The 1,463-nt window shown below is 61.7% G+C and carries 1 protein-coding gene; it reads right to left on the bottom strand.

The genetic code is table 11. From position 1 onward, the window contains the following. On the bottom strand, nt 1–1,463 hold a 1,463-nt coding region (locus V6C16_RS13165), incomplete at both ends, for an efflux RND transporter permease subunit (RefSeq protein ID WP_333543425.1).

Here is a 1,463-nt window from a genome sequence, read left to right as displayed (position 1 = left end):
ACCTTGCGTTCGTCCATAGGCTTGAGGGCGATGAACACCCCGCCGCCGCCACGGCCGCCGGAAATATGGGCCGAAACCTGCCGCACCGCCGGATCGGCACGGATAACTTCCACAAGCTTTGCCAGTTTGCTCTGCATGGCCTGGAACGACGCGCTCTGATCGGCGCGGATGCCGCCCATGATCACGCCTGTGTCCTGCATGGGAAAAAAGCCTTTTGGCACAATGATATACATCCACACATTGGCGGCCACCACAAGCAGCAGAACAAGCATGGTCAGGCGCGGATGCCGCAGCACCACCGGCAGGCTGCGGGCATAGCCGGACTGCATCCCCGCAAGCACTTTGCCCCAGGCGTCGCCCAAGCCCGACAGGAGACGTCGTACCGCATTCCACACACGATTTTTTGCCCGCACGCCCGATTTTGGGGCCACCGCAGGAATTTCAGCCGCGGCAGGAACGGAATCAGGGGCGGAATCATCTGTCTGGCCGGATGTCTGGCCGGATGTCTGGCCGGATATGGGGCCCGATGTGGAGCCGCCGGGCCTGATGGGCCGCAACAGTTTGGCGCACATCATGGGCGTTGTGGTCAGCGAAACCACCATGGATACCAGCACCGCCGTGGTCAGCACCACAGAAAATTCCCGGAACAGTCGCCCCACCACGCCGCCCATAAAAAGAATGGGAGCAAACACCGCCACAAGGGAAAGGGAAATGGAAACAACGGTAAAGCCCACTTCCCTCGCCCCGCGCAGAGCGGCCCGCATGGGGCTTTCACCAAGCTCCAGCCGCCGGACAATGTTTTCCAGCACCACGATGGCGTCATCCACCACAAAGCCGGTGGAAACCGTGAGCGCCATGAGCGAAAGATTGTCCAGGCTGTAACCGCACAGGTACATGACCCCGAACGTGGCGATAAGTGACACAGGAGCCGCCACCGCCGGAATACAGGTGGCCCGGCCGTTGCGCAAAAAAAGAAAGGTCACCAGCACCACCAGCGCCATTGCCAGCATCAGGCTTTTTTCCACCTCGTGCAAAGACGCGCGGATGGTCAGCGAACGGTCCATGCGCAGGCTCAGGTCCGCACTTTCGGGCAGCCAGGAGCGCAACTGGGGCAGCATGTCCTTCACCCTGTCCACAGTTTCGATGATATTGGCGCCGGGTGAGCGAAACACGATAAGCAGCACGGCCGGCTGGCCGTTGGACACCGCCATGTTGCGCACGTCCTGGGAGCTGTCTTTGACCTGCGCCACATCTTCGAGGCGGATAACCTTGTCGCCCTTGCGTCCCACAACAAGCGACCGGTAGTCGTCCGCCTTGTGCAACTGGTCGTTGGCCCCCACCAGCCAGTAGTTCTGTTCGCTCTCTATCTGGCCCTTGGGCAGGTAGGCATTGGCAGCGGCCAGCGCCCGGCGCACATCGGCCATGCTCAGGCCCGACCGGCTCAGGGCATCGGGAATGACCTC

It is taken from the genome of Desulfovibrio sp. 1188_IL3213 (assembly GCF_036763145.1).
Classification (GTDB): Bacteria; Desulfobacterota; Desulfovibrionia; order Desulfovibrionales; family Desulfovibrionaceae; genus Desulfovibrio.
The sequence above is the reverse complement of the archived record's forward strand: the minus strand, read 5'-3'. Positions and strand labels throughout refer to the sequence as shown.